General features: G+C 72.7%; 13 protein-coding genes. 5 read left to right on the forward strand and 8 right to left on the reverse strand.

The window, feature by feature from the left end; genetic code table 11:
• Positions 1–74 precede the first annotated feature (74 nt).
• Entirely contained in the window at positions 75–668 is a 594-nt protein-coding gene (locus ABZ810_RS06205; RefSeq protein WP_358399846.1) for a hypothetical protein, read from the forward strand.
• On the opposite strand, the gene ABZ810_RS06210 is transcribed toward ABZ810_RS06205, so the two are convergent.
• Together ABZ810_RS06210 and ABZ810_RS06215 are read right to left on the reverse strand one after the other, a co-directional pair.
• The gene (locus tag ABZ810_RS06210) at positions 632–2602 is read right to left on the reverse strand and encodes a hypothetical protein (RefSeq protein WP_358399848.1); all 1971 of its coding nucleotides are present in this window, start codon (positions 2600–2602) and stop codon (positions 632–634) included. The two genes, ABZ810_RS06205 and ABZ810_RS06210, sit on opposite strands and share 37 nt — an antisense overlap.
• A 216-nt stretch (positions 2603–2818) precedes the next feature.
• Positions 2819–3079, reverse strand: coding sequence for a hypothetical protein (locus ABZ810_RS06215; protein WP_358399850.1), 261 nt, complete (start codon positions 3077–3079; stop codon positions 2819–2821).
• 474 nt (positions 3080–3553) lie between these two features.
• On the opposite strand from ABZ810_RS06215, the gene fxsT reads away from it, so the two are divergent.
• Entirely contained in the window at positions 3554–6067 is a 2514-nt protein-coding gene (gene fxsT, locus ABZ810_RS06220; protein WP_358399853.1) for an FxSxx-COOH system tetratricopeptide repeat protein, read from the forward strand.
• 48 nt (positions 6068–6115) lie between these two features.
• Here the strand turns inward: fxsT and ABZ810_RS06225 are convergent, their stop codons facing one another.
• Entirely contained in the window at positions 6116–7441 is a 1326-nt protein-coding gene (locus ABZ810_RS06225) for an HEXXH motif domain-containing protein (protein ID WP_358399855.1), read from the reverse strand.
• The gene (locus tag ABZ810_RS06230) at positions 7438–8676 is read right to left on the reverse strand and encodes an FxsB family cyclophane-forming radical SAM/SPASM peptide maturase (protein ID WP_358399857.1); all 1239 of its coding nucleotides are present in this window, start codon (positions 8674–8676) and stop codon (positions 7438–7440) included. The genes ABZ810_RS06225 and ABZ810_RS06230 overlap by 4 nt, the downstream gene beginning before the upstream one ends.
• Positions 8677–8891: 215 nt before the next feature.
• Here ABZ810_RS06230 and ABZ810_RS06235 point away from each other — a divergent pair, with 215 nt between their 5' ends.
• Both ABZ810_RS06235 and ABZ810_RS06240 read left to right on the forward strand, forming a co-directional pair.
• Positions 8892–9866 carry an AAA family ATPase gene (locus ABZ810_RS06235; RefSeq protein WP_358399859.1) on the forward strand — a complete coding sequence of 325 codons (975 nt, stop codon included), beginning with the start codon at positions 8892–8894 and terminating at the stop codon, positions 9864–9866.
• Positions 9867–9876: 10 nt separating this feature from the next.
• Positions 9877–10314 carry a MarR family winged helix-turn-helix transcriptional regulator gene (locus ABZ810_RS06240; protein ID WP_358399861.1) on the forward strand — a complete coding sequence of 146 codons (438 nt, stop codon included), beginning with the start codon at positions 9877–9879 and terminating at the stop codon, positions 10312–10314.
• 12 nt (positions 10315–10326) lie between these two features.
• Here the strand turns inward: ABZ810_RS06240 and ABZ810_RS06245 are convergent, their stop codons facing one another.
• On the reverse strand, positions 10327–10623 hold the full coding sequence (locus tag ABZ810_RS06245; RefSeq protein ID WP_358399863.1) for a DUF3140 domain-containing protein: 297 nt from the start codon (positions 10621–10623) through the stop codon (positions 10327–10329).
• Positions 10624–10692: 69 nt separating this feature from the next.
• On the opposite strand from ABZ810_RS06245, the gene ABZ810_RS06250 reads away from it, so the two are divergent.
• Complete coding sequence (locus tag ABZ810_RS06250) at positions 10693–11766, forward strand: YihY/virulence factor BrkB family protein (RefSeq protein ID WP_358399865.1); 1074 nt, start codon at positions 10693–10695, stop codon at positions 11764–11766.
• A gap of 190 nt (positions 11767–11956) precedes the next feature.
• On the opposite strand, the gene ABZ810_RS06255 is transcribed toward ABZ810_RS06250, so the two are convergent.
• The 3 genes from ABZ810_RS06255 to ABZ810_RS06265 form a co-directional block, all read right to left on the reverse strand.
• The gene (locus ABZ810_RS06255; RefSeq protein WP_358399867.1) at positions 11957–12787 is read right to left on the reverse strand and encodes a polysaccharide deacetylase family protein; all 831 of its coding nucleotides are present in this window, start codon (positions 12785–12787) and stop codon (positions 11957–11959) included.
• Positions 12788–12926: 139 nt separating this feature from the next.
• Complete coding sequence (locus ABZ810_RS06260) at positions 12927–13964, reverse strand: nitronate monooxygenase (protein ID WP_358400315.1); 1038 nt, start codon at positions 13962–13964, stop codon at positions 12927–12929.
• Positions 13964–14962 carry a WYL domain-containing protein gene (locus ABZ810_RS06265; RefSeq protein WP_358399868.1) on the reverse strand — a complete coding sequence of 333 codons (999 nt, stop codon included), beginning with the start codon at positions 14960–14962 and terminating at the stop codon, positions 13964–13966. The genes ABZ810_RS06260 and ABZ810_RS06265 overlap by 1 nt, the downstream gene beginning before the upstream one ends.
• Positions 14963–15585: the final 623 nt, after the last annotated feature.

The raw sequence follows: 15585 nt of genomic DNA on the forward strand, positions 1-15585 counted from the left end.
TCGCCGCGCTGAACGGGCGTCTAACTGTGGCCAGTGAGGCAGAACTCTGTGGCTTTGGGTGGAAGGCTCTAGGCATGCCGGACATCGCCCTGTGGACAACGATGATCTCCGCCGTGGGCGCCGGGGCCTCTGCCCTGGGAGCGGTCGTCATGACCAACCGCGGCACGTTGCGGCGTGACAGGCAGCAGCAGGCGCAGCGGGAGAACGAGGAGGCGCGCCTCGCGGCGGCCGCGCGCGAGACGGAGCGGCGTGAGTCGTGGAAGCGGCTGCTCGGCGGCGCCGGCCGGGTCAAGACCCTGATCCGGCTGCTCGGCGAGGGTTACCAGGCCGACCTGGAGGAACGCACGAAGGCGCTGAAGGAGGCCGCGGTGCAGGTGGCCGAGGAGGCCGCCATCGTGGGAGGCCTTCATCCCGAGGTCGCGGCCGCGGCGCAGGCGCTGGCGGACGCGACGACGGACGTGGTGGCGCAGCTGGATCGGGCGATCCGGCGGGTGCCCGGAACCGGCCCGGAGGTGATCGGCGAGGTCGGGTTCACCGAGTTCGATCTGCGGATGGCCGAACTCCAGCAGGTGATCGGCGGTAACCGGAACGGCGACGGGGCCGTGGCCGGGACGGCGATCGTGCCGAAGGGTCAGCCGGTGGTGAGGCGGGACGCCTCCTCGCGCTGATGACCGCCGAGAGGAGGCGCCTTGGCACGGAGGGCACGTCCGGCCCTCTCGGCCGCCACCTCGTGATCACCGGCGAGCTCGGAGACGCGTGCGGCGTACAGCAGCACCTGGCCGTTGTCGGGCGCCTCGGCCAGCGCCTCCTCGATCTCGGCGCGGGCGTGCTCGACGTCGTCGAGGGTCGCGAGGGCGAGTGCCCGCGCGGCGCGCGCGACCGGCCGCGGCGTGACCCGGTCGAGGTCGCGCAGGGCGCTGCGGGCCTCGCCCAGGTCCGCCAGGAACTCGCCGCGCGTGCGCAGCGCGTCCGGGGTGTCCTCGTTGGCGGCCAGCAGGCCCGTGAGCACGTCGATGGCGGGACGGCGCTGGCCCATGGTCCACAACACCCGGGCCAGGGAGATGTTGACCCCCGGGTCGGTGGGCAGCCGGTCGGCGGCGGCGCGCAACTTCTCGAACGCTGGAGCCGGAAGCCCGCGGGCCAGCTGGAGCCGCCCGATCGCGGCGAGCAGGAGCCCGACGGCCTGCGTGTCCTGGAGGGCCTCGAGCAGGGTGGCGGCCCGCAGGTAGTGGCCCTCGGCGGCCTCGGGCTTGCCGCGTTCGGCCGCGATGTCGCCGCGGAGCCGTTCGGCGTCCGCCAGCAGGCGGCGGTCGTCCTCGGCGGCGGCGGCGAGCGCCTCGGCCACGTGCTTGTCGGCCAGGTCGATCTCGCCGGCGGCGAGGGCCAGCTCGGCCGAACGCAGGTAGTCGCCCGCGGTGAACGCGCCGGGCACCCGGCTGAGCGGCTCGACCAGGCGTTCGTGGTGCAGGACGTAGCGAACGCCGCCCGCGTCGGCCTCCGAACGCAGCAGATGCCGGTCTTCGAGGGTGCGGAGCACGCCCTCGTCGATGTCGGAGGCCCGCGCCGCCCCCGCGAAGACACCGCGGACGGTGTCGCGCCCCCCGGCGAAGGTGCGTTGCAGCCAGCTGCGCAGGGAGTCGACGCCGATGCGGTGCTGGGACGCGGTCTCGCCGACGACGCGCGTGATGAAGTCGATGAGCGTGCGGTCGATCCCGGCGTAGACGCGGATGTGCTCCGCGGAGATGGACCGTACGTCGGTGGGCACGCGGTTCCAGACGCGGGCGCAGCACACCTGGAGGAGCGTCGGCGCGACCCGCGACTCCCGGGCCGGGGGCCGGTCGAGCGCGGGCTGGACGCCCAGCTCGTCGACCAGGTATTCCGCGGCGCCGGGCGCGAACCCGCGGTCGGTGCCCTCCAGCGGACGGCGGGCGGTCGCGACCGCGGCGTCCGGCTCCAGGAAGCCGATGCGCGCGCTCGCGGGCTCCTCCGGCGAGAGCTGGGCGGCGAACGGGCGGATCGCGGAACCGTAGGCGTCGCGGGCGGCGAGCAGCAGGTGCAGCCCGGGGTTGTCGTGCAGGGCCCGGGCCAGCTCGCCGGCCAGCCCGGTCAGATGGCGTTCGTGCGCGGGGTCGGTGAAGAGGTCCTCGGCCTGGTCGATGGCCGCGAAGACCGGGGCGTCGCGGGCGGCGTCCGTCCGGCCGCGCAGGAACCTGGCGATCGCGCCGTCCGGCTCGGGTGCGTCTTCAGACCCACCGCCCGAGGACCAGGACGACAACAATGAGGAGACCAGCGGGTTGCGGCCCGCCGGCGCGAGGAAGGGGATGACGGTCGCGGTGGGCCGTCCGGTGGCGACCCGGCCGACCGGCAGGACGCCCGCCCCTTCCCGGTCGAGGCGGGGGACCACGCCCGCGCGCAGCAGGGAGGTGAGGCCGGAGCCCGAGGGCCCGGTGAGGACGGTGACGCGCCGCCGCCGCCACAGGTCGGCGACCTCGGCGATCTCGTCGTCCCGTCCGAAGAACCGGTGACGGTCTTCGGTGCCGAAGGCGCGGGGCCCGACGAACGGGCGGTCGCGAGGGGCCAGTCCGAGAACGTCAACGGTCATGAGAGCGCGCCTATCCACCCCGAGCGGCCGGTAATGGTCAACTCAATCGGGAGCCCGCACGGCTCCGTGCCGCACTCTGGAGGGGATGGGCCAGGGTCAGCGTCCACCCCACTCGGGCCCAGCCTTTCACGGGTGCCCCGCGGTGTCTCGTCCTGGTCCGGGTTCGGCCGCGCCGTCATCGCCGCGCGTCTCGGCCGCATCGTCATCCCCCGCGCGCTACCGCGCCTCGCGGTCGGGGCTCCCCGCGCCGCGACCAGGTGGGCCGGAGCCGGGTTGCCGAGCGGTCGCCGTCGTTTCAGTGGTCCGGCGAACTCTCGCGTTGAACCCCGCGAGCGTCTGACTGGGTTGCTCGGACATCGTCAGGACCGTCTCGAGCGCCTGCTGGAGCACCGTGCCGTCAAGTTCGTCGAGGTGACGCAGTTCAATGTCGCTTACATCGAGCAGGATGCCGTCCGGTTCGGCGCCTTCCTGGGTCATCTGCTCTCCTTGCCGCGCGATCGCTCTGGCCCATCCAGGCATTCCCCCCTAGAGAAGCAGGCAACCTCGCTCCTAGGGCGCCGGAGACTAGCCCCGCACAGTCATACCTGTCACCGAGTGTATCTGTCGACCATCGCAGCTCATTGGCCCGCGCCTCAAATGCACCACGATCATCAACCACGCCCAAATGCCCCAAATGGGCATTCCAAAATCCACCACAATGCAGACAAAAGACGTGTCCCGGTCAAGGGTGAGTCGAAGGTGACGTGATCGACAGCTGATACCAGCCGGGGAGACAACAGCACGGAGAGTGCTGCACCTCCTCTTGAAGTAGGGTCCTGGGGTGGCCCTATTCTGCGCTTAGGATGTTGGGGATGCGCACTGGAATGGACGCGGAGGCGGCACATGAAGGATTCACAATCCTCTGAGGCAAGGCCAGGCCGCAACCCGCAGGTGTGGGGCAGCCGCATTCCGATGCGAAACAAGGACTTCACCGGTCGCGAACAACTGCTCACCCAGCTCCACGATGCGTTGAATCGAAAGGAAGGTGGGGACGAGAGGGTCACCGCCGTCGTCTCGGACGTACAGGAACCGACCGTTTCGGCAGCGAACGTCCCCCAGGCGATCCAGGGAATGGGCGGGGTCGGCAAGACCCAAGTGGCCGTCGAGTACGCCCACCGTTACCAGGACGAGTACGACCTGGTCTGGTGGATCTCGGCGGATCAGCCCAAACTGGTCGCCGCGGCTCTCGCCGGCCTCAGCGAGCCCCTGCAGTTGACCGCCAGATCGACCGGCATCTCCGAGACCGCCCAGGCCGTGCTCGACGCACTGCGCAGGGGTGAACCGTACGGCCGCTGGCTCCTCATCTATGACAACGCCGACCGGCCCGAGGACATCTCCGGGCTCATCCCCGGCGGTGACGGCCACGTGCTGATCACGTCACGTAACCAAGCCTGGAAGAACCGCTTCTCGACGATCGCCGTCGATGTCTTCTCGCGCAACGAGAGCGTCGCGTTCCTCAGTCGCCGCGTGCCGGAGGCGATCACCGAGGACGACGCCTCGCGGCTGGCCGACAGCCTGGGCGACCTGCCGCTCGCCCTAGAGCAGGCGGGAGCCCTGCAGAGCGAGACCGGCATGTCGGTCGACGACTACCTCCAGGCGCTCAAGGAGCAGCCGGCGGCCACGCTCTCCGAGAGCCATCCGGCCGAATACCCGCGCCCGATGACGCTGGCCTGGCAACTGTCGCTGTCGCAGTTGCAGGAGCAGCTGCCTGCGGCCGTCGACTTGCTGCGCGCCTGCGCGTTCTTCGGCCCCGAGCCGATCCCGGTCGACGTCTTCCGGCGCCGTATCCAGCGCACCAGCCCGCGTCTGGACGAGATCCTGAGCAGCACCATCCCGCGCGCCCGCGCACTACGGACCCTGGGCCGCTTCGCCCTCGCGCGGATCGACTCCAAGGCACGCACCATCCAGGTGCACCGGCTGATCCAGGCGCTGCTGCGCGAGGCCGTCGACGACCAGACCGCCGCCGAGTTCCGCAACGACGTGCACCTGCTGCTCGCCGCCGCGGCGCCGGTCAACCCCTACGAAGACGAGCAGTGGGACCGCTTCGAAGAACTGGTCCCGCACGTCGAGCCCGCCCGGGTGATGGACAGCCCTCACCCGGCGGTCCGCGAGTTCTCCCGCAAGATGGTGCGCTACCTCTATCGCGCCGGCGACTACGACCTCGCGCTCTCCTTCGCCGACCAAGCCCTGACACGCTGGCGGGACTCCAGGGAGAGCGAACTCGACGTGCTGGTCATGGAGTCGCTCCGCGCGCAGATTCTCCGCGAGCGGGGCCTCTACGCCGAGGCGTACGAGATCGGCCAGGATCTCGTACGGCGGACCGACGGCGCCCCGGCCGCCATCGACCAGCAGGACGTCCTGTCGATCATCAACAGCTTCGGGGCGGACCTGCGCGCCCGCGGCGAATTCCGTCGTGCCCTGGACCATGACGAGAGCTCCGTCGCACGGCACGCCGAGGTGTTCGGCGAGGACGACGTTCGCACACAGCGAGCCGTCAACAACCTCGCTCTGGACTACGGACTCAACAGCCAGTACCAGCGCTCTCGCGAACTTCACGAGAGGGCCCTCGTCATCCAGAGCGAGGCGACAGCAGGTGTGGGGCGTGCCGACGTACTGCTGTCCTGGTACAACCTCTCCCGCGCTGTACGGCTCTGCGGCGACTATCAGGAAGCCCGCGACGTCGGCCGGGACGCCTACGACTACGGCCTGCGGTACATGAAGCCGGAGCATCTGGTGATGCTCCGCACGAGCAAGGACTTGTCGATCGCCCTGCGCCGTGCGGGCGAGTACGACAACTCCCTGACCCTCGCCAAGGAGGTCTACGACCGGTTCACCCTGCTCTATGGGCCGGATAACCCGGACACCCTGGCCGCCGCGATGGGGCTCGCCAACATCCTGCGCACCACGGGCAAGATCGGTGAGGCGTACGACCTCGCCCAGGACACCGTGCGCCGCTACCCGCGTGTCTACGGTGAGGAACACCCCTACAACCAGGGCTGCATCGGCAACCTCGCCCTCCTGAGCCGGGTCAGCGGCAACCTGCGCGAGGCACGCCGGCTCAACGAGGGCGCGCTCGCCGGACTCCGCGAACGACTCGGCGACGACCACCACTACACCCTCACGGTCGCCACCAACCTCGCCACCGACTACTACGAGATGGGCGACACCGAGCGTGCCCGTCAGGTCGGCGAGGAGACGCTCGAACGGCTGCGGCCCCTGCTGGGCGACGACCACCCGATGACCCTGGGCTGTGCGGCCAACCTCACCGTCGACCTGCGCGAGACCGGTGCCGCCGAGAAGGCGGACCAACTCTTCGAGACCACGCTTGCGGCCTACGAAAGAACGCTCGGCCCCAAGCACCCCGACACCGTCGTGGCGCGCAAGCAGCGCAGGCTCGACTTCGACTTCGACCCGCCGCCGATCTAGGGCGTGTCTCGAAGTCGCGGAGTGGGGCAGTCGACTTCGAGACACGCCCTAAGGCGTCCCTGGTGCACCGGGGCGGTTCTGGTCGCCGTGGTGGCGGCGCCAGTGCATGCGGTGGCGTTCGGCTGAGCTGCGCGCGAGCGAGACGGCGGCGTCGGGCACACGGTCGTCCCGCCAGGCGAGCAGCGTGCGGCGCATACGTTCGGCGAACGTCTCGCCCTGCCGGGTGAGGCCGCCGCTGCCGAGCAACGTGCCCGTCGCCTCCAGCGCCGCGTCACGCCAGCGCGCGAACTCCGCGTGCGCGGCGACCGCCGCCTCCCCCTGCTCGTGGTGGCGCTGCCGCCGCCAGAAGCCGCTGACCCCGAGATAGGCGTAGGAGCCCTGGAGGAGGCCGCCCAGCGGCCGGGGATCGTCCCGCCAGGGCGCGTAGAAGGTGCGCGTGTCGTCCTGGCGCACCAGCGGGACCGCGCTCATGAGCGCGGCGAGCTTGGTGTGCTGCACCTCGTGGGCCAGCGTGGACGCCAGCATGAGCCCGTCCACCGGGTCCGACAGCGCCGTACAGCCGAACACGCCGGGATGGGTGGCGCTGCGCAGGCCGGGGTCGCCCGCGGGCAGCGGGGTCAGCACCCGGATCATCGCGCCGATCTCCGCCGCGGTCGCCGCGTGATGACGGCACAGCAGGAGCCACGCGTCGTGAAGGGCCTGCCGCCAGCGGGCCGCCTCGGCGTCGCCGAGCCGCCCGCGCACCACGTTGCCCGGCAGCCGGTACGGGTCCAGGTCGTCCAGGAGGAGGCGCAGCGGACGGGCCTGTCCGGCCGTGAGACGCCGCAGACCCTGCCAGCCGGGCGCGTCGGCGTGCGGGTCGGCGGGCAGGACGACCCGTGTCCCCTCCGCGACCACCTCGACGCCCCGGCCGATCCGGACCTCGGCGGTGCGCGCGGACGCGGGGAGCGCCGCCCCGCCCACCGAGGGCAACATCAGGAGCCCGTCCTCGACCGGCACATCGATCGTGCCCGGTACGCCGGCCCGGACCGCGGCGGCGGCCGCCACCCCGGCCAGCGCCCCGGGATCAGCCTGGCCCGTCAGCGCCGCCAGGGCCCACGCGCCGACGGCCGGATGGCGGAGCACGTCGTCCACCACGCCCGGATGCTCCCGCTGGACGTCGGCGAGCAGGTCGAACGCGGCCCGGATCCGGGATGCGTCCGCGCGCCCCTCGCGAGACGCCTGGCCGACCACGCCCCGGACGAGCAGCACATGGCGGCTGTACTGGAACGCGACCAGCCATTCGATCGCCTCCGGCCCTCCGTGACCTGCGGCGAGGTTCTCCACGGCTCCTTCGGGCACCCGGTGGTGGCGGAGCTCCTTGCGTGCGTTCATCCAGGTGACGGCCTTTGGCGCAGGGCGGCGAGATCGGGCACGAGCACGCCGCGGACATGGTCGATGAGCCGGTAGAGGTCCAGGCAGTAGACGGACGGGTTGGCGAACCCCCTCCCGGGGCGGTACCGATGCGCGTACAGGCCGCCGCCGCACACCGCACGGACCCGGCAGCCCAGGCACTCGGGCGCGAGCGCCTCCGCACCGATCTGCCGGGCCGCGATGCCCGGGGTCAGCAGCGCCGCGTCGAGCGGATCGCGGTCCACGTGCAGGCCGGTCTCCGGCGCCCCCGGGAAGGCCGCCTTGAGCACGTCCACCTGCTCGATCGAGCCGTCCGTCTCGATCACGACCATGCCGACCGGGGACAACCCGACGCTCTCGCTGGTCGAGCGGCCGCCGAGCAGCAGCCGGACGATCTCGCCGAAAAGCCTCACCTCGCCGGCGGGCGGTTCGCGGTACCAGCGGTCGAACAGCGGGATCAGCCAGTCGGCATAGGGCGTCGACGGGTCCCCCGGGATCCGCCCCGGAGGCGGCTCGGCCCAGGTCCCGTGCGGGAGCAGGAAGTCGACCGAGGGCGGGCCCCAGGCCATCAGCGCGTCGTACGTCGCGTCCGGCTCGTTGCGCAGGTCGATCGTGCAGAGCAGCCCGTCGAAGAGGTGCCGGTAGCGAGCGCTCGTCAGCAGCCGGAGCGCCGCCGCCACCGCGTCGTGGCTGCCACCGCCGCCGCGACGCCGCCGATGCCTGTCATGCCCGGCGGCGTCACCGTCGAGGCTCACCCCGACGTGGACGTCGAGCCGGGCGAAGAGGTCCAGGAAACGCTCGTCCAGCCGTACCGCGTTGGTCTGCACGCACGCCTGGACCCGCACGCCGGGCGCCGCGTCCCGGACCGCGGTGACGGCCCGTTCGAGCCGGCCGGGCCCGGCGAGCAGCGGCTCGCCGCCGTGCAGGATCAGGTCGATGGAGTCCAGGCCGTGCGCCGTGGCGTGTTCGCCGATGCGCGCGGCGGCGGCGTCGAGGACGTGCTCCGGCATCGCCGCCGGACGGCCGCGCCAGCTCTGGTCGGCCATCTCGTACATGTAGCAGTAGTCGCAGGCCAGGTCGCAGCGGCTGTGGACCTTGAGGACGAACTCGCGGAACGGGACCGGCCGCCACCCTGACGCGAGCATGCCCGGCAGGTCCAGCGAACCCGGCCACTCCGCCCCCGCACCGGTGCCGGATGAACCGAGGTCCACCGTCACGCTGATCACCCTTGTCCGGTTCACGGCGCGGCACTGCGCACTATCCCATTTCGCCGAATTATGACCATAGTCAAGTTGATCGCACAAGAACGGTCAGGCCCCCACCACGACACCAGGGCCCGTTTAACAATCTTTTACTCGTGGTACGGCTGTGAATGCGGAGAGTGACGGGCGTGGCCGGACGGGAGGGTGTCTTGACTCGGTACGGGACGCCGTTGGAGTCGCTTGATCCTGAGGCGACCATTCCGCTGGACGAGGTGCTCGGTCCGGCCGACGTGCTCACGCAGGATCGGCTGCTGCCCGGGCGGCGGGCGGTGCCGGAGCGCGGGTGGCGGCGGGCGGTCCACCGAGCGACGCGCGGGCGGGTGCGGCCGCCGGAGTCGGCGGCGGAGCGGCGGCGGCAAGGGCTGATCGCGCGGGTGCGGACGCCGGTCGACGGCGGGCACCACCGGGTGGCGGTGCTCAGCCTGAAGGGCGGGGTGGGCAAGACGACCACGGCGGTCGGGCTGGGGTCGGCCCTGGCGGCGGTGCGCGGCGACCGGGTGATCGCCATCGACGCCAACCCCGACCACGGCACGTTGTCGGAGAAGGTGCGGGCCGAGACGCAGGCGTCGGTGCGGGACCTGCTCGGCGCGGTGGGCGGGGTGCCGCGCTACGCGGACGTGCGGGCGTTCACCTCGCAGTCGATGAGCAGCCGGCTGGAGATCCTGGCGTCGGCGCGGGACCCGGAGCTCTCGGAGGCGTTCACCGGCCAGGACTACCGGGCCGTGGCGGCGTTGCTGGAGCACTTCTACTCGATCTGCGTCACCGACTGCGGGACGGGGATGCTGCATTCGGCCATGGGGGCCGTTCTGGAGCTCGCCGACCAGATCGTGCTGGTGACGATCCCGTCGGTGGCGGCGGCGCGGTCGGCGAGCGCGACGCTGGACTGGCTCGAGGCGCACGGGCACGGGCGGCTGGCGCGGAGCGCGACGGTGGTGGTGTGCAACATCCGGCCGGGACGCGGGGCGGGCGTCGACGTGGAGGCGCTGCGGGCCCATTTCGACCGGCGGTGCCGGGCCGTGGTGGGGGTACCGTTCGATCCTCACCTGGCCGAGGACGCGGAGGTCGACCTGGACCGGCTGGCGCCCGCGGCGCGGGAGGCGTTCCTGACACTGGCCGCCACGGTCGGGGACGGGTTCGGCGGGTAACCTTCGGGGCGTGGAGGTCGACGACGGGATCCGGGCGTTGCTGCTGCTCATGCCCCGGGTCGTGGGGCGGGCCAAGCGGCTGGGGGTGCCCAAGGAGCTGGAGTCGTTCTCGCTGGCTCCCCGGCACCTGTCGCTGCTGGCGTACCTGCTGTTCGACGGGCCGATGACGATCAACGAGCTGGCGGCGCGGCTGGAGGTCGCGCCGGCGACGGTCAGCCTGATGGTCGGCGAGCTGAGCCGCCAGGGCATCCTCGACCGGCGCTCGGACGAGGACGACCGGCGGCGGACGATCGTGAGCATCGCCGACGAGCACGAGGCCTCGATCAAGGAGTGGCTGGGCCAGGGCGCCGAGGCCTGGCGGCGCGCGCTCAAGCCGCTCACGCCGGAGCAGCGCAAGCTGTTCGTGGACACGCTGCTGGCCTACGAGCGGGAGCTGGGCCCCTCCTAGGCCTCGCGGGCCTTAAGTCTTGTGGGGGTCGTGGCCCACGGACATGAGGGTCCGGCGCCAGCCGTCGTCCTGGGGCTCCTCGTCCAGGCGGTCCTCCACGAAGTAGACGACCTGCCGCATCGTCTCGGTGTCGGCGTCCGTGAGGTCGGCCTTGCGCTTGAGGAGCACCTCCATCACCTGGAGGCCCAGCCCGTCCTCGGCCGGGGCGTCGTCGGTGAGCAGGCACGCGCGGAGTTCGTCCGAGGTCATGTTGACGATCTGATGGAACTCCTCCCAGAGGAGCTCGGCCTCGCCGGGGATGCTTTCCATCGCCCTGCCCTACCCGGCGTGAGCGGATGCATTCGGGGTAGGGGACGGCCACTCGCGAGGAGGTGCGGTATGTCCCAGAAAGCGGCAGCGGCCGAGCAAGTGCCCGAGGGGCCCGCGCACATCGGGCTTCGCGGGTGGTGGGGAGTCTTCAAACGAACGGTGCGCGAGTTCCAGAAGGACAGGGTCGTCGACCTGGCAGCCGGGCTGACCTACTACGCGCTGCTGTCGGTGTTCCCGGCGCTGATCGTGGTCGTCTCCCTCGTCGGCATGACGGGGATCTCGGGCACGCGGACGCTCGTCGACAACGTGCGGCAGCTGCCGTCGGGACAGTACCGGGTCGTCCTCATCGACGTGATCGAGAGCCTGGAGGGCACGGCGCCGACCGCGAGCGTCTTCGCGGCGGCGGGTCTGGCGCTGGCGCTCTGGTCGGCGTCGCGGTACGTCGCGGGTTTCATCCGCGCGGTGAACGTCATCTACGACATGCCCGAGGGCCGGCCCGTCTGGAAGCTGGCGCCGCTGCGGCTCGGACTGACGCTGGTGATGGTCCTGCTGCTCGGGGTCAGCGCGGTCGCGGTGGCGTTCACCGGGCGGTTCGCCGAGCGGGCGGGCGAGGTGCTCGGGCTCGGGTCGGCGTTCGTGACGGCGTGGGGCGTCCTCAAGTGGCCGGTGATCCTCGTCGTGGTCATGGTCGCGGTGGCGACGCTCTACTGGGCGGCGCCGAACGTGCGGCAGCCCGGGTGGCGCTGGATCACGCCGGGCAGCGGATTCGCGATCGTGGCGTGGATCGCGGCCTCGGCGGGCTTCGCCGTCTACGTCGCCAACTTCGGCTCGTACAACCAGACCTACGGCGCGCTGGCCGGTGTGGTGATCTTCCTGGTCTGGATGTGGTTCTCGAACGTGACGCTGCTGCTCGGCGCCGAGGTCGACGCGGAGCTGGCCCGGGCCCGGCATCTCGAACGGGACGGCACCGTGGAGGACGAGCCGTTCATCGAGCCCCGCGACACCCGGAAGATGGACGAGCGCGAGACCCACGAGGTCTGCCCGCCCGACGAAAGCCCGTCCGGCGCGAGCCCGGCCGACGAGCGTCAGCCCGGCAAGCGCCAGCCCGACGAGCGTGCACCCGACGACCGCGCGCCCCGGTGAACGTCGGCCCGACGAGCATCAGCCCGGCGAGCGTGCAACCGGCGAGCGTCAGTCCGGCAAGCATCCGCCCGATGAGCATGCACCCGAAGAGCGCGCCCGGTGAACGTCGGCCTGACTCGGGTGAACGCCGGTCCGGTGGCGGTGTACGCCGGTCCGGTGGCGGTGAACGTTCGGCTGGTCGGGGGTCGGGCTAGCGGAGCTGGATGTAGTCCTCGAGGCGTGCGACGGCGAAGCCCTGCTGCCGGATGCGCTTGAGCAGGTTGGCGAACATCTGCGTCATCGTCGTGCCCTTGAGGTCCGCCGGGCCGCGGAAGTGGGCCAGGATGATGTCGCCCGGCCGCAGCCGCCTGTCGGGCTCGTCGTACTGCATGTCGTGGATCTGCATCGACTCGCGCCACATGACGATGGCGCGGGCCCCGCAGCGGATCGCGGCGGCCTGGGTGCTGTCGCCGTAGCGCCCGAACGGCGGGCGGAAGAGCGTCGGGCGGGTGCCGTACCGCGCGGTCAGGAGCCTCTGCTGGCCGCAGATCTCCCGCTGCTGGACGTCCTGCCCGTACAGCGGCATCACCGGATGGGTCATCGTGTGGTTCTGGACGTGGTTGCCGAGATCGCGCAGCGCCGTGAAGTACGCGTAGTCGTCCTTGATCGAGTCGTCGGTGAGGAACATCGAGATCGGGACCCGCAGGTCGGTCATCATCTGGACGAACCTCGGGTCCTTCTCCTTGCCGTCGTCGATGGTGACGAAGACGACCCGGTCGCGGGTCGGCACCCGGTCGATCACCGGCGCGGTGCCCCGGGCGAGCTTGAGGGGCCGGTCGGCGGGCGGCGGCGGGGCCGGCGCCAGCGGCTTGAGCCCCCAGCGCGCCCAGTCGCCGGGGTCCGGAACGGGACCGGCCGCCGAGGGCGCGGGGGCAGTGGGCGGGTCCGCCGGGCCGACGCCCGCGGTGGCCGTGCACGCGGTCATCGCGGCCGTGAGCGCCGCCGCCCCCGCCAGCGCCCGAATCCGTGCCCCGTGCCGCATCCGCCGGCCTCCCCCGAAACCCCGATGATCTGTACGCCGAAGCTATCGGGGAACGGGGCGGGAGAACTCCGCCGGGAGGTCCCGTCCACGTAGATCACTGACCGGGACGACCGCGCCGGGGCCGAGCCCGGCCCGTAGATCACTGGGCGGGCGTCGCCCCTCTCAGCAGGCGGGCGACGATCTCGGCCGCGGGGACGCCGGGCTCGGCGCGGCGGTACGACTCCCCCGCCCACAGGTTCACCAGGCCGGCGTCGCCCCGTGCCGCCGCGGCCTTGCGCAGCGGTGCGGTCAGGTAGTGCACGTCCGGATAGGCGGCGGGCGCGTGCCCGGAGTGCTCGGTGAGGAAACGGTTGACCAGGCCGCGTGCGGGCCGTCCACTGAAAGCCCTGGTCATCGCGGTCGCCGTGAACCTCGGGTCGGTCAGGGCGGCCTTGTGCACCGCGCTCGCGCCGCTCTCCGGGCAGGCCACGAAGACGGTCCCCAGCTGGGCGGCGCTGGCCCCGAGCAGCAGCGTCTCGGCGATGTCGCCGCCGTCGGCGAGCCCGCCCGCAGCGATCAGCGGCAGCTCGGTGGACAGCCTGACCTCGGCGAGCAACGTCCGCAACGGCGTGTTGGCGGCGTCCGCGGCGGCGTTGGTGAACGCGCCGCTGTGACCGCCCGCCTCGCTCCCCTGGACGCAGAGCACGTCGGCGCCGGCGGCGGTCGCGGTGCGGGCCTCGTCCACCGAGGTCACCGTGACGATCGTCAGGGTGCCCGCGGCCTGGAAGTCCCTGAGGACCTCGGCCGACGGGCAGCCGAACGTGAAGCTCACGACCGCGACCGGATCGGCGAGCAGGTCGGCGACCTTCGCGTCCCAGCCGTCGCCGCGGTCCGCGGCCGTGCCGGGCTCGACGCCGAGCAGCGCCGCCTCCGGGGCGAGCCGTTCGCGGTAGGCGGCGAGCGCCGCGTCGTCGACCGGATCGTGCGAGGGCAGGAAGAGGTTCATCCCGAACGGCCTGGACGTGGCCTGCCGGGTGCGTTCGATCTCCGCGCGCATCGCCGCGGCCGTCTTGTACCCGGCGGCGAGAAAGCCGAAGCCGCCCGCCTCCGACACGGCCGCGACCAGCTCGGGCGTCGATCCGCCGCCCGCCATCGGCGCCTGGACGACGGGGCTGCCGAGCACTTCGGTCAGTTCGATCACACGTCCAGTGTCTCCGACGGCGCGGCCGCCTCCGCCTCCGGCGGGCCGGAAGCGGCCCGGAACCGGTCGGCCAGGACGCGCAGATGCTCGGCGAGCACGTCCGGCTCGATCACCGTGAATCCGAAACCGAGGCTCCCCAGGAACGAGGCGAGGTCGTGGACGTCGTCCGCCCCGGTGACGAAGAGGCAGCTCTCCTCGTCCAGCGCCTCCAGCATGCCCGCCTCGGGCGGCAGCCGGTCGGCCGCCACCGCGAGCGGCACGTGCAGGCGGATCCGCGCCTGGTGGCTCCTGGCTCTGGAGCTCACCCCGCGCATGACGTACGCGGCGGCGTCGCCCTCCGGCGGCTCGCGCGGCGTGAAGCGCGGCCCGTTCGGCGTGCGCAGCCGCATCCGGTCGACGCGGAACGTACGCCAGTCGGCACGGTCGGCGTCCCAGGCGGCCAGGTACCAGCGGCGCCCCGTGTAGACCAGGCGGTGCGGCTCGGCGGACCGCACGGTCGCCGCGCCGCCGGTGTCCAGATAGTCGAAGCGCAGCGTCTCGCGGTCGCGGACGGCCGCCGCGATGCCGGTCAGCGTCCCCGCGTCCACCCCCTTGCCGCGCCGCGCCACCGACACCGTGGCCGACTGCAGCGAGCTCACCCGGCTCCGCAGCCGGGACGGGAGCATGTTCTCCAGCTTGGCCAGCGCCCGGACCGAGGTCTCCTCGATGCCCTCGACCGTCCCCGCCGCGCCCGTGCTCAGCGCGACGGCGACCGCGACGGCCTCCTCGTCGTCCAGCAGGAGCGGCGGCAGCCGCGCCCCGGCGCCCAGCCGGTAGCCGCCGGCCGTCCCGGTCGTGGAGTGCACCTGGTAGCCGAGGATGCGCAGCCGCTCCATGTCGTTGCGCACCGTCCGGGTGGTCACCTCGAGGCGTTCGGCGAGCTCGGCGCCCGGCCACTCCCGCCGGGCCTGGAGCAGCGACAGGAGCCTCAGCAGCCGTACGGACGTCTCCAGCATCCGACCAGTATTCAACGCTCACGCGGCATCCATGCCAGGCAGGCTGGTCACCAGGCAGCCGGTGCCCCGGAGTGGCAGCGGCCCGAGTGGCGGCGGCCCGAGTGGCGGCGGCCCGAGTGGCGGCGGCCCGAGTGGCGGCGGCCCGAGTGGCGGCGGCCCGAGTGGCGGCGGCCGGAGTGGCGGCGGCCGGAGGGGCGGCCGAGGGGCGGCGGCTGGGGTGACGACCGGAGTGACGGCCGGAGCGGCGGCGGCCAGGGTGACGACCGGAACCGCGGCCGGAGCGGCGGTGCCCAGGGTGGCGGCGGCCGGAGCGGGCGGCCGGGGTGACGGCCGGAGCGGGCGGCCGGAGCGGCGGCCGGAGGGGCGGCGGCCGGGGTGACGACCGGAGCGGCGGCCAGGGTGACGGCCGGAGCGGCGGCCGGGGCGGAGTGACGGGGCGGAGTGACGGGCGGGGTGACGGCGGGGTGACGGGCGGGGTGACGGCCGGAGGGGCGGCGGCCGGGGTGACGACCGGAGTGACGGCCGGAGCGGCGGCGGCCGGGGTGACGACCGGAGCGGCGGCCGGGGCGGGGTGACGGGGCGGAGTGACAGGGCGGAGTGACAGGGCGGAGTGACAGGGCGGA

It is taken from the genome of Spirillospora sp. NPDC047279 (assembly GCF_040643285.1).
Taxonomy (GTDB): domain Bacteria; phylum Actinomycetota; class Actinomycetes; order Streptosporangiales; family Streptosporangiaceae; genus Spirillospora.